General features: G+C 64.1%; 10 protein-coding genes. 2 read left to right on the plus strand and 8 right to left on the minus strand.

Translation table 11 applies throughout. The features are described 5' to 3' along the window. Window positions 1–36: 36 nt before the first annotated feature. Window positions 37–918 carry a 30S ribosomal protein S2 gene (rpsB, locus tag QP803_RS12845; protein WP_284943868.1) on the minus strand — a complete coding sequence of 294 codons (882 nt, stop codon included), beginning with the start codon at window positions 916–918 and terminating at the stop codon, window positions 37–39. A 316-nt stretch (window positions 919–1,234) separates the two neighbouring features. Here rpsB and QP803_RS12850 point away from each other — a divergent pair, with 316 nt between their 5' ends. Further along, window positions 1,235–1,987: an EAL domain-containing protein gene (locus QP803_RS12850; RefSeq protein ID WP_284943869.1), complete on the plus strand. Its 753-nt coding sequence runs from the start codon at window positions 1,235–1,237 to the stop codon at window positions 1,985–1,987. Further along, complete coding sequence (locus QP803_RS12855) at window positions 1,984–3,021, plus strand: LLM class flavin-dependent oxidoreductase (protein ID WP_284943870.1); 1,038 nt, start codon at window positions 1,984–1,986, stop codon at window positions 3,019–3,021. The genes QP803_RS12850 and QP803_RS12855 overlap by 4 nt, the downstream gene beginning before the upstream one ends. A 2-nt stretch (window positions 3,022–3,023) precedes the next feature. Here QP803_RS12855 and QP803_RS12860 read toward each other — a convergent pair whose 3' ends face one another. The 7 genes from QP803_RS12860 to QP803_RS12890 all read right to left on the minus strand — a co-directional run bounded on the left by QP803_RS12860 (window position 3,024) and on the right by QP803_RS12890 (window position 12,346). Further along, window positions 3,024–3,344 (minus strand): helix-turn-helix domain-containing protein, encoded by a 321-nt coding sequence (locus tag QP803_RS12860; RefSeq protein WP_284943871.1) that lies wholly within the window; start codon window positions 3,342–3,344, stop codon window positions 3,024–3,026. A gap of 190 nt (window positions 3,345–3,534) precedes the next feature. Then, on the minus strand, window positions 3,535–4,323 hold the full coding sequence (locus QP803_RS12865) for a peptidoglycan-binding protein (RefSeq protein ID WP_284943872.1): 789 nt from the start codon (window positions 4,321–4,323) through the stop codon (window positions 3,535–3,537). A 130-nt stretch (window positions 4,324–4,453) separates the two neighbouring features. After that, window positions 4,454–7,879 carry a DNA polymerase III subunit alpha gene (dnaE, locus tag QP803_RS12870; RefSeq protein WP_284943873.1) on the minus strand — a complete coding sequence of 1,142 codons (3,426 nt, stop codon included), beginning with the start codon at window positions 7,877–7,879 and terminating at the stop codon, window positions 4,454–4,456. Between the two features lie 114 nt (window positions 7,880–7,993). Continuing rightward, entirely contained in the window at window positions 7,994–8,674 is a 681-nt protein-coding gene (locus tag QP803_RS12875) for an ABC transporter ATP-binding protein (RefSeq protein WP_434082919.1), read from the minus strand. 7 nt (window positions 8,675–8,681) lie between these two features. Next, entirely contained in the window at window positions 8,682–9,932 is a 1,251-nt protein-coding gene (locus tag QP803_RS12880; protein WP_284943875.1) for a lipoprotein-releasing ABC transporter permease subunit, read from the minus strand. Next, window positions 9,932–11,266, minus strand: coding sequence for a proline--tRNA ligase (proS, locus tag QP803_RS12885; RefSeq protein ID WP_284943876.1), 1,335 nt, complete (start codon window positions 11,264–11,266; stop codon window positions 9,932–9,934). Before proS ends, QP803_RS12880 begins: the two co-directional genes overlap by 1 nt. Window positions 11,267–11,299: 33 nt before the next feature. Then, entirely contained in the window at window positions 11,300–12,346 is a 1,047-nt protein-coding gene (locus tag QP803_RS12890; protein ID WP_284943877.1) for an acyltransferase family protein, read from the minus strand. Window positions 12,347–12,510: the final 164 nt, after the last annotated feature.

Raw genomic sequence — 12,510 nt, forward strand, 5'->3', positions numbered from 1 at the left:
GCCTGGCGATTCACCCTCAAACACGCTGTCTTCGGATCAGGCGTTCGCCGTCTCGGGCACGGTCTCAGAGGCCGTCTCGATCAAGGTCGCGTCCGAGACCGGCTCGAACTCGGCCGTCTCGGGCGAGGCTTCCATCGCCGGCTCGATCAGGATCTCGGAGGCGCCATCGGGCAGCAGCACCTCGGGAAGTTCCTCATCGGCGCCGATGTCACGGCCGGAGGCCGCCATCTCGGCACTGATACCATCCAGCACGGCGCCGGAGATCAGCTCGCAATACAGCATGATGGCGCGAATGGCGTCGTCATTGCCTGGGATCGGATAGGTGACGCCGGCCGGGTCGGAATTGCTGTCGAGGACGGCGATGACCGGGATGCCGAGCTTATTGGCTTCCTGAACGGCCAGCTTTTCCTTGTTCGTGTCGATGATGAACAGGATATCGGGCAAGCCGCCCATTTCCTTGATGCCACCGAGCGCACGCTCCAGCTTCTCCTGGTCGCGCGTGATCTCCAGGACCTCTTTCTTGGTGAGGCCGTGGATTTCGCCGCCGCCGATCATTTCCTCGATCTGGCGCAAGCGCTTGATGCTGGCGGTGATGGTCTTCCAGTTGGTCAGCATGCCGCCGAGCCAACGGTGGTTGACGTAATACTGGCCGCAACGGCGAGCGGACTCGGCCACATGGTCGGCAGCGGCGCGCTTGGTGCCGACGAACAGCACACGGCCGCCATTGGCCGTGGTGTCGCGAACGGCGCGCAGAGCGCGGTCCAGCAACGGCACGGTCTGCTGCAGATCGATGATATGGACCTGATTGCGGATACCGAACAGATACGGCGCCATGGCCGGGTTCCAGCGGCGGGTGTGATGTCCGAAGTGGACGCCTGCCTCAAGCAATTGACGCAAAGTGAAATCGGGCATCGCCATAGGCGTGCTCCTTTCCTGATGGTCCGGTTGATCCTCCGCGGGGCCGAGCCTTGGAGTGGCACCGGACCCGACCGAATAACCGGCCAGGATAGGCGCCCCGCGTGCGAATTACCCCGCCTCCAGACATGGAAGCGCGGGCGGCGCTGCTATCGCCCATCGTCGCTGTCATTGCAAGCGCGGGTCCGCGACAGAGGGGGCGACCCTGCCATCGATTTTTCTACGGTCAGGTATGGACTGCCTCCAAGAGGCATGCGTCGCAGTTATAGATATGGCAAGCAACGCCATGTAAGGGTTTCGTTTTAAAATGGGAGAGCCTGTGCCCAGCGAACAGACCTGTTCCGCCTGCCGTCAGGCTGAGGACGTGTTTCCGTTTTCGATGGCCTTCCAGCCCATCGTCGATATCGTGGAGCAGCGCATCGATGGGTTCGAGGCGCTTGTTCGCGGCCCTGCCGGCGAAGGCGCCGCCGAGGTTCTGGCCCAAGTCACGCCCGAAAACCGCTATGCCTTCGACCAGGCCTGCCGGGTCCGCGCCATCGATCTCGCCGCGCGCCTGCGGCTCGACCGGCGCCTCAACATCAATTTCCTGCCCAATGCCGTGTATGAGCCGCGCGCCTGCATTCGCAAGACGCTCGAGGCCGCGTCCGGGGCGGGGTTTCCCCTCGATCGACTGACGTTCGAAATCGTCGAAAGCGAGAGCCTGGCCAATGTCGCCCATCTGGCGGCGATCATTGTGGAATATCGGCGCCACGGCATCCAAACGGCCCTGGACGACTTCGGAACCGGCTATTCGGGTCTGTCGCGACTGGCCGACCTCAAGCCCGATATCCTCAAGGTCGATCGCATCCTGATCGACCATTGCGACCAGGACATCACGCGGCGCGCCATCCTTGCGAGCCTCGTCTCCCTCGGGGCCGCGATCGGCCTCAAGATCGTGTTCGAGGGTGTCGAGCGGCGCGAGGAGGTCGACGCCCTTCGTGAGGTGGGCGCCCGCTTCATGCAGGGGTTCTACTTCGCCCGCCCGATGTTCGAGGGCCTGGTGCGCGAGGACATGATATCCTTCGCGACATGAGCAGGTCTTTTCGCCTCAGCGTTCTCGATCAAGGCCCCATCGCCGAGGGCGGCAACGGCGGCCAGGCGCTGCGCCAGATCGTCGATCTCGCCAAGGTCGCGGAAGCCGCCGGCTATCACCGCTATTGGATCGCCGAACATCACGCGACGCCCGGTCTCGCCTCAGCCAGCCCCGACGTGCTGCTCGGGGCGGTCGGGATGGCGACGTCGCGAATCCGGCTTGGCACCGGCGGGGTGATGCTGCCGCATTACAGCGCCTTCAAGACCGCCGAGACCTTCAGCATGTTGAGCGGGATGTTCCCCGGCCGCATCGACCTCGGCGTGGGTCGCGCGCCCGGAAGCGACGGGCTGACGGCCTTCGCCTTGCAGCGGGACCGGCGCGACCGGGCGCCGGATGATTTTCCGGAGCAATTGGCAGAAATGATCGCCTATCTCGATGACACGATGCCGGCGAAACACGCGTTCGCGGCTTTGGGCCGCACCTTGCCCGGCCGGCCGGAAAAGCCGGAGCCCTGGCTGCTCGGCTCGTCGGAGGATAGCGCCGCCTGGGCGGGCGAGCTGGGCCTGCCCTATTGCATCGCCGATTTCATCAATCCGGGTGCAGCACCCCTCGCCCCCGATTACCGGCTCGGCTTCACGCCAAACGCCCATCGGTCGCACGACAGGCCGTATGTGATGGTCGCGGTCTGGGCGATCTGCGCGGAGACGGAAGCCGAGGCGCAGCGTCTGGCCGCGAGTTCGAAGATGCTGTTCCGGCTGCTGCATCGCGGCCAGCTCATCGCCGTGCCGTCACCTGACACAGCGGTACGGTTCCTGGAGGCCGAGCCCGAGCGAGCGAGCGCGTCGCGATCCCGGCGCATGGTTTTGGGCACGCCGGCAATGGTGCGCGCCGGGCTCGAAGCGGTGGCGATGGAGTATCAGGCGGATGAGATCATGGTGGTGAACATCCTGTACGACCATGAGGCGCGGCGGAGATCGTATGCGATGCTGGCGGAGGCGTTTGGGCTCACTGCCTCCGCAGTCGTTGCGGCCTAATTTCAGGCGACCGTCGCCAATCCGCTCTTGGCAACGAGCGATAACAGCTTGAGCGATGCGCCTTGCGGATGCTTTTCGCCCCGTTCCCATTGGCTCACGAGGCCTGTCGTGACATTGAGATAGCGGGCGAAAACGGCTTGGCTTGCCCCTTCCCTGTCTCGAAGCGCCCGAATTTCTGCCGGCGACAGCGGACGTATTGGCGTCAGGCAACCTTCGTCAAACTTCCGCATGGTCTGCTTATCAAGCACGCCGAGGGCGGCCAGATCTTCCGCTACCTCGTGGATCTCCGCCATCGTTCGGCTACGATACTGCTTGGTCATCATCCGTTACCTCTATCAACACACCAGCAGCCACAGCGTCTGTGATTGCAACGACCTCCAAAGCCAGCATCGTCGTCGCGAGCAATTTGAACATCGCCAACTCATCATCGCGGATATTGGCCCGCTCATTCTTAAACACGAACGAAGTTTGACACGAAAACCTAACGGGATTTGTCACACTGAGTGCGATATTTCAACCCAACAACCCCCAGCTTGCGGCGCCGGCGATGCCGTCTGCGGCAAGGCCGGAGGCGGCCTGAAAATGCCGCAGCGCCACCTCCGTGCCTGGCCCGAAATCGCCGTCCTGCGCCACCGGATAGCGATGCGCAGCAAGACCCTTCTGGAGCAGTGCGACCGCTTCCCCCATCGCTCCTCTGCACAGCGTCGGCTGGTCCGCCGCGCTCGGCACAGTCTTCGCGGCCAAGGGCGCGAGCAGGGTCTTGGCGCGGCTGAGATAGGCGCGGCGGCTGTCGAGGCCGTTCAAACCGCCATTGACCAAGCGCGTCACGGTCATGAGATCGTCGGCGTCGCAGGCCAGATTGATCCTGCGGCGCGACCAGAACGCGCAGGCGACCGACAGATAGGTGGCGGGATCGTTGACCGTCAGTGGCTTATCCAGCAGCGGCAGGTCGAGCGCCGCACCGGTCACGGCGTAATTCATCCGGCCGGTGAGTTGGATCAGGCCCCGCCCCTTGTAGCGCGGGCCATCACCCGGCTCGACATTGCCGAGATCACGCCGCCCCTCATAGGCGCGACCATCGGCATATTCCTCCGTGGTGCAGAAGCCGTCCGACTCGTGGGCGGTCTGGGCGAGGAAATGCGCGATGCGCAGCGGCGTCTCGATGGCGTGTTGGGCTAAGGTGACTGAGAAGGTCTCCGCCATGCCGTCGATGATCGCGGCCTGCCGCGCGGCGCGGGCCCCGGACTGGCGTGGCACCAGGGCAAAAAGGACGCTGGCATCGATTGCGATCACGACCGTCATCCACCTGTTCGTTAGGTGCACTAACATATTTGTTTCGTAACCACAATTTTTATTATCTTCTCGTCATCCGCGGACTTGATGCGCGGATGACGAGGCGAGTTCGGCGTGGTTCAGCCCAGGTCGTTGGCCTTTAAACCTCCTCGACGCTTGACACCCCAGGCAGGATCTTCAACGCCGCCGCGAGCTTCGGAGACACATTGAACCGGCCCGGCAGCTTGATCTCGGCCTCCCGATGCTCATCCAGCCTCGGACAGAGCACAACTTCGCCACGTCCCTGCCCTTCGGCCGTCAGCATCGCGCGGATATGCGGCACGGCCGCCGTCTCGTTCAGCCAGATGCGCAAACCGACGCCAGCACCGGCGGCCGCCTTGTCGAGCAAGGTCACATCCTGCGCCGTGATGCGCAAAGCATCGCCCTCCAGCCGCAGATCGACGGTCACCAGCAAAGCCGTGCCTTCGCGCAGCAGTTCGCTCGACCGGGCGAGAATCTCACTGAATAGCGTCACCTCGAAACTGCCGCCGCCATCCGACAGCCGCACCCAGGCCATGCGGCCACCGGTGCGCGTCGGCCGTATCTTCGGCGCGCCGATCATGATGCCCGCAACCTTGGCGCGGCCAAGACCCGCGCCAGCGGCGATCTCCAACTTCGTGCTCGACATCACGCCCAGGCGGCGCAGCGTAGAGGCGAAACTATCAAGCGGATGGCTGGTGAGATGAAACCCCACCGCCTCGGCCTCGAAGCCCAGGCGGTCGAGCATCGGCCAATCGGGGATGTCGGGCATCCGCAGCGGCTCAGGCTTCGCATCCACACCGCCGAAGAGGCCGATCTGGCCGCTGCCACGATCCTCCGCCGTCGCCTGGGCGCGCTTGAGCAGCGTCTCGGCTCCCGCAAACAAGGGCGCGCGGCGATTGTCGAGGCTGTCGAAGGCGCCCGCCTTGATCAGGTTTTCCAACTGCATCTTGTTGAGCAGTTTGGGGTCAACGCGTTCGGCGAAATCGGCGAGATCGCTGAAGGGCCGCGCACCCCGAGCGGCCACGACCGAGACCATGGCCGCCTGCCCGACGCGCTTGATCGCCGCCAGCGCATAGCGGATGGCGAGGCTGCCATCCTCCTGCCGTTCCACCGTGAAGTCGGCCGCCGACATATTGATGTCGGGCGGCAGCATTTGGATGCTCATGCGGTTGGCTTCCTGGCGGAAGGCCGCGAGCTTATCGGTATTGCTGATCGCGAGGCTCATACAGGCTGCGATGAAGGGCACCGGATGGTTCGCCTTCATCCAGGCGGTCTGGTAGGCGACCAGGGCATAGGCGGCGGCGTGGGATTTGTTGAAGCCGTAATCGGCGAACTTCGCCATGAGGTCGAAGATCTCGCCGGCCTTCGCGGCTTCGATGCCCTTGGCCTCGGCGCCATCGGTGAAGATTTTGCGTTGGGCTTCCATCTCCGCCCGAATCTTCTTGCCCATGGCGCGGCGCAGAAGATCGGCGGCACCCAGGCTATAGCCGCCAAGGCGCTGGGCGATCTGCATCACCTGCTCCTGATAGACCATGATGCCATAGGTCTCATCCAGGATGTCCTGAATGTCGGGGTGCGGCGCTTCCCATTTCTCGCCATGCTTGCGTTGGCAATAGGCCGGGATATTCGCCATCGGGCCGGGACGATACAGCGCCACCGCCGCGATCAGATCCTCGAAACGGTCAGGCCGCATCTGCCGCAGGACATCGCGCATGCCCTGGCTTTCGAACTGGAACACGCCGCCGGCATCGCCGCGCGTGAGCATCTCGTAGGTCGGTGTGTCGTCCAGCGGTAGGCGATCGATGTCGACAGTGATGTCGAGCAATTCGAGGAAGGTTGTGGCCCGCCGCAGGATCGTGAGTGTGGTGAGGCCGAGGAAGTCGAACTTGACCAATCCCGCCTGCTCGACATGCTTCATCGAATATTGCGTGACGAGAAAGTCCGAGCGCGGATCGCGATACAGCGGCACCAGCTCCGACAAGGGACGATCGCCGATCACCACGCCCGCCGCATGCGTGCTTGCGTGGCGGTACAGACCTTCGAGTTGGAGCGCGATTTCGATCAGCTGCTTCACCGACTCATCATCGTCGCGCATCTGTTGCAGGCGCGGCTCACCCGCCACCGCTTCGGCGAGCGTTACCGGTTTCGCAGGATTATTGGGGATCAGTTCCGCGACGCGGTTCATCTGGCCATAGGGCAGGCCGAGCACGCGGCCGACGTCGCGCACCGCCGCGCGGGCCTGCAATTTTCCGAAGGTGATGATCTGCGCCACGCGATCCGCGCCGTATTCGTCCCGCACGTAATTGATCACCTCGTCCCGCCGGTCCTGGCAGAAGTCGATGTCGAAATCGGGCATGGACACGCGTTCGGGGTTGAGAAACCGCTCGAACAGCAATCCGAAGCGCAGCGGATCGAGATCGGTGATGCTGAGAGACCAGGCGACGACCGAACCCGCGCCCGAACCGCGACCGGGACCCACAGGAATGTCGCGCGCCTTCGCCCATTGGATGAAGTCGGCGACGATCATGAAATAGCCCGGGAAGCCCATGCGCGCGATGACGCCGAGTTCGTAATCCAGACGGTCCTTGTAGACCCGCCGCGTTTCCGCATCCGCTTGCATGACGGCGAGGCGACGGTCGAGACCTTCCGCCGCCATCTGGCGCACCGTCTCCTCCTCCGTCGTGCCTTCGCGCACCTTGGGGCAGACAGGCAGCAGCGGCTTGCGCGTCTCGGCCATAACGGCGCAACGCCGCGCGATGGCGATCGTATTCGCGCAGGCTTCCGGCATATCCGCGAAGAGTGCGCGCATCACGGCCGCCGGCTTGAACCAATGTTCCGGCGTGACGCGGCGTCGATCGATTTCCGACAGCACACGGCCCTCGGCGATACAGAGCAGCGCATCATGCGCCTCATGCATCGCGGCATTCGCGAAGTAGCAGTCATTGGCCGCGACCAGCGGCAGGCCAAGCTCATCGGCGACGGCGACGAGGCCGGGCTCGATCGCCCGTTCGACGGCAAGGCCGTGGCGATGCAGCTCCACCGCGACGCGATCGGGGAAGGCTTCGGCGAAGCGCGACAGCAGCAGGCGAGCCTCGGGCATCTGGCCTTCGGCCAGCAGACGGTTGATCGGGCCGAGCGTGCCACCCGTGAGCAGAATCAGCCCCTCGGCATGTTCGAACAATCGCTCCAGCGTCACCTGCGGACGCAGGCCGGTTTCCGTCTCCAAGTAGCTGATGGAGGACAGGCGCTGGAGATTGGCGAAGCCGATCTCGGTCTGGGCCAGCACCACGATGGGCTCGGCGGGCAGGCGCGGCTGATCTTTGCGACCGAGGGCGAGTTGGCAGCCGAGGATGGGCTGCACGCCCTTCCCCACCGCCGCCTGGCTGAACTCCAGCGCGCCGAACAGATTGCCGGTATCGGTGAGCGCCACCGCCGGCATGCCGTCCGCCGCCGCCAGGGCCGCGAGCTTGTCGGCCTTGATTGCGCCCTCGCTGAGGGAATAGGCGGAATGGGCATGGAGATGGACGAAGCCGGTGTCACTCATGGGGACAGGATAGAGGATTGGTGCGAGTCGCGCGCCGGTGCATGGCGGAATACGCTGCGCTTTTCCGCCCTACATGCGCGTCGTAGGGTGGAAAAGCGCAGCGTATTCCACCAATCACCCCATCGCCACGATCTGCCCGTCCTTCAGCGTCACGCGGCGATCCATCCGCGCGGCGAGATCGGGGTTATGCGTCGCGATCAAAGCGGCAACACCCTGGCCCCGCACCGCCGACAACAACTCCGCGAAGACGATCTGCGCCGTCGCGGCATCCAAATTGCCAGTCGGCTCGTCCGCCAAGAGCAGGCGCGGCGCATTGGCCAGCGCCCGCGCGATGGCGACACGCTGCTGCTCGCCGCCCGACAGTTTGCCCGGCAGATGCTTGATGCGATGGCCGAGCCCGAAGGCCGTCAGCAGGTGCTCGCCCCGCACCGCCGCCGTCTTGCGGCCGACACCCGCGATCATTTGCGGCATGACGACGTTTTCCAGCGCCGTGAATTCCGCCAGCAGGTGGTGGAATTGATAGACGAAGCCGATGCTGTCGCGGCGGATGGCGGTACGCGCGCTGTCACCCAAGGTGCCGCAATCCCGCCCGTCCATCAGCACGCGCCCCCCATCCGGCGTGTCGAGCAGCCCCGCCAGATGCAGCAGCGTGGACTTGCCGGAACCGGAGGGCGCCACCAGCGCGACGATCTCCCCAGCCCGCAGCGTCAGATCAACCGAGGTCAAAACATCCAGCGTGCCGGCGGCGGTGCGATAGCTGCGCCGCACGCCTTCCATCACCAGCGGCTCACTCATGACCCCGCTACTCATGACGAAGCGCCTCGACCGGATCGGTGCGCGCCGCGCGCCAGGAGGGATAGAGCGTCGCCAGCAACGACAGCGCGAGGGCCATGATGATGACGTCGGTCACCTCATTCCAATCGAGCACAGCCGGAAGCTGCTCCAGGAAATAGACGGTGGGATCGAACAGCGTCGTGCCGGTGATGCTCTGCAGGAACTGCCGGATACGCTCGATATTGGCGCAAAAGACCACACCGAGGATGAAGCCGATCCCCGTGCCCGTAACGCCGATGGAGGCGCCGGCCATCAGGAAGATGCGCATGATGGCGAAACGCCCGGCGCCCAAGGTGCGCAGCACCGCAATATCCCGCGTCTTGTCCTTCACCATCATGATCATCGAAGAAATCACGTTAAAGGCCGCGACGATGATGATCAGCGTCAGGATCAGGAACATCACGTTCCGCTCCACCGTGACGGCAGCGAAGAAACTGTCATTGGATTGCTGCCAGTCAATCACCTGGATGGGTGATCGGACCAACGCCTGCCGGATCTCCGTATTCACCGCGCCGACCTGATCGGGATGCGTCACCATCACCTCGATCTGCGTCACGCCGGCCGAGGAAAAGAAGGTCTGCGCCGCCGCCAGGGGCATGAAGACGAAGGTGGAATCATATTCCTGCATGCCGACATTGAAGATGCCGACAACCTTGTAGGCGCGGATGCGCGGAATGGTGCCGATGGCCGTGGCATTGCCCTGCGGCGAGACGAGCGTCACGTTCGAGCCGAGTTGCAGGCCGAGTTGCCGCGCGAGGCCGCTGCCCACGATCACCGCATTGTCGCCCGTCACGTCATCGATCGAGCCTTGGAGCAGATGATCGGAGACCGAATGCAGCCCCTTGAGGTCGGGCAGCGTGATGCCACGCACCACACCGCCGACCGCGCCGCCATGATCGCCGGTGAGCAGCACTTCATTCTGCAAGACGGGCGCAGCCGAGGCGACACCCGGCAAAGCGCGGATCTTGCCCGCCATGGCATCGTATTGCGTGATCTGCGTGCCGCCGGCGCCATAGACGCCAAGATGGCCGTTCAGGCCGAGGATGCGTGACAGCAGCTCTTCCCGAAAGCCGTTCATCACGCTCATGACGATGATCAGCGTAGCGACGCCCAGGGCGATGCCGATCAGGGAGAAGATGGCGATGACGGAGACGAAACGCTCCCCCTTCCGGGCGCGCAGATAGCGCCCGGCGACCATACGCTCGAAGGATCCAAACATCAGGCGGGCTTCGCGCTCAGCGATTCCGTGACGCGGGCCATCGCCTCGTCGAGCGTCAGTTCCTCACGCTCACCGGTTGCGCGGCGCTTGAGTTCGACGCGCCCGGCGGCGGCACCGCGCGGCCCGATGATGATCTGCCAGGGATGGCCCATGAGATCTGCATCGGCGAACTTTACGCCCGCACGCTCCGAACGATCGTCGTAGAGGGCGACGGCTTGGAGCTTGCCGTAGACCTCCTCGCACATCGCATCGGTTGCCGCGTCGCCCTGCTTGAGATTGAGGATACCGACGGCGAAGGGCGCCACACTGTCTGGCCAGATGATGCCGGCTTCGTCATGACTCGCCTCGATCAACGCGCCAACCATGCGGCTGATGCCGATGCCGTAGCTGCCCATTTCGGGGAAGGTTTTTTGGCCGTCGGGGCCCACGACCGAGAAGTTCATCGCGGCGGTGTATTTGGTGCCGAAATAGAAGATGTGGCCGACTTCGATGCCACGCCCTTCACGGCGACGATCAGCGCCCACCGCGTCCCACGCCGCAGTGTCGTGCTTCTCCTCGGTCGCGGCATAGTGGGTCGTCATCGTCTCATAGAAACGGCCGAGATCGTCGGTATTCGCGATGTTGAAATTCGACGCGCTGTAGTCGATGTCTTCGAAAGCCGCGTCATAGAAGACCTGGCTTTCACCGGTCGGCGCCAGGATGATGAACTCATGGCTGAGATCGCCGCCGATGGGGCCGGTATCGGCGACCATGGGAATGGCCTTCACGCCGAGGCGCTGGAAGGTGCGCATATAGGACAGCATCATCTTGCGGTAGCTGATGACCGCGCCCTCGTAATCGAGGTCGAAGCTATAGGCGTCCTTCATGAGGAATTCGCGGCCGCGCATCACGCCGAAACGCGGGCGCACTTCGTCGCGGAACTTCCATTGAATGTGATACGCGATCTGCGGAAGTTCCTTATAGCTGCGCAGCGACTGGCGGAAGATGTCGGTGATCATCTCCTCATTGGTCGGGCCATACAGCAAGTCGCGCTCATGCCGGTCCTTGATGCGCAGCATTTCCTTTCCGTAATCCTCGTAGCGGCCGCTTTCCTGCCACAGGCTCGCGGGCTGGATCGTCGGCATCAGAACTTCCTGGGCACCGGCCGCGTTCTGCTCCTCGCGCACGATATCGGCGATATTGTTGAGCACGCGCAGGCCGGCGGGCAGCCAGGCATAGATGCCGGCGGCCATCTGGCGCACGAGGCCGGCGCGCAGCATCAGGCGATGCGAGGCGATCTGCGCCTCGGCGGGCACTTCCTTGAGGGTCGGGATCAGGCTTCGGGACAGGCGCATCGGTTGGGGCTCTCTTCGGCTGCGGGCGGGACCCTAAAGGTCCGGGCGCCTCGCCGCCAGAGAGCGAAGCGCGGGGCGCTCCACCAGCGTGGCGACGATCCAGGCGAGGAGCAGGACGCTGGCGAACATCGCGACCAGCCAATAGGACGAGGACTCGGTCGGATTGAGATGCGTGGTCGCCCAGATGCGGGCGAATACCAGTTCGACGGGCGTATAGACCATGTAGACGGGATAGGAGAGCGCGCCGAGGGCGACGAGCCCCGGCACCGAGGTCAGGATAGGCGCGCGAGGCGTGGCCAAGGTCCAGAGCAGGCACCATAGGCCCGCGACCGTCACCGCATCGCCCAAAGCGAAGCCGAGGGCGAGCAGAAAAGCCCCCGCCGTGCCGGGTATCCAGGCGGGTGGCCTGCGCGGCAGAAGGTGCAACAGGCGCACGAGCAGAATGCCTGCCGCGAACTCCGGAAAAAACCGCAGCAGCGCGCCGTGGTAACTGAGGTTGAGGCCAGAGGAGGATGTTCTGTCCACGACCTCAAGGCAAGCCACTCCGACAGCGAGGGCTGCGATGGTGCCGCGTCTATCGAACCGGAAGGCCGCCCAGGCGCCCAGTGGAAAGAGAAGATACCCCGCCCATTCGACGCTGATCGACCAAGATGGATAATCCCAGGTCCAGCCCCGGCTGAATCCCCAGCCGTTCAGGAGAAGGATTTGGAGAAGCAATTCGTGGCCGTCCGCGCGCAAGGCGTGGTGCGGTCGGATGCCGCCGGCGCTCGCCGTGAGATAAGCGACGGCCAGAAGAAGCAGGACCGCCAGATGCGTCGGATAGAGGCGAACCAGCCGCTTCCACCAGAACTGCGCATAGGCCGAAACGGTCTGCGGCGGGTCGGGATGACGATGCGTCAGGACGAAGCCGGACAGCAGGAAGAAGCCGTCCACGCCCAGATAGCCATGGCCGATGACCCCGCCTGCCCCAGCGAAATCGAGATGCAGATTCGCGTGATAGGCGAACACCCAGAGGGCCAGCACACCACGTGCCGCCGTCAAATCGGGCAGGTCGGCACGACGGTCATCGAGTGCTGACACGGGCTGGACTTCGGTATAATGCGATGACTTCGTTAATGCATAAGTGTCTGTAAACTTGCGAGAAAGTCGTTCGATAACGACAATAACGCGTGACAGCCAGATGTCGCGCGGATAAAGAAAAGGCCCGCGCGCAAATGCGCAGCGGGCCAAGTTTAGGGAGGAAA

Source organism: Acidisoma sp. PAMC 29798, from assembly GCF_030252425.1.
Lineage (GTDB): Bacteria > Pseudomonadota > Alphaproteobacteria > Acetobacterales > Acetobacteraceae > Acidisoma > Acidisoma cladoniae.

Bases quoted from the DNA above. Each gene is read 5' to 3' on its own strand.
- rpsB (WP_284943868.1), bottom strand. From the start codon at position 918: ATGGCGATGCCCGATTTCACTTTGCGTCAATTGCTTGAGGCAGGCGTC.
- QP803_RS12855 (WP_284943870.1), top strand. From the start codon at position 1,984: ATGAGCAGGTCTTTTCGCCTCAGCGTTCTCGATCAAGGCCCCATCGCC.
- QP803_RS12880 (WP_284943875.1), bottom strand. From the start codon at position 9,932: ATGTTTGGATCCTTCGAGCGTATGGTCGCCGGGCGCTATCTGCGCGCC.
- QP803_RS12860 (WP_284943871.1), bottom strand. From the start codon at position 3,344: ATGATGACCAAGCAGTATCGTAGCCGAACGATGGCGGAGATCCACGAG.
- QP803_RS12865 (WP_284943872.1), bottom strand. From the start codon at position 4,323: ATGACGGTCGTGATCGCAATCGATGCCAGCGTCCTTTTTGCCCTGGTG.
- dnaE (WP_284943873.1), bottom strand. From the start codon at position 7,879: ATGAGTGACACCGGCTTCGTCCATCTCCATGCCCATTCCGCCTATTCC.
- proS (WP_284943876.1), bottom strand. From the start codon at position 11,266: ATGCGCCTGTCCCGAAGCCTGATCCCGACCCTCAAGGAAGTGCCCGCC.
- QP803_RS12875 (WP_434082919.1), bottom strand. From the start codon at position 8,674: ATGAGTGAGCCGCTGGTGATGGAAGGCGTGCGGCGCAGCTATCGCACC.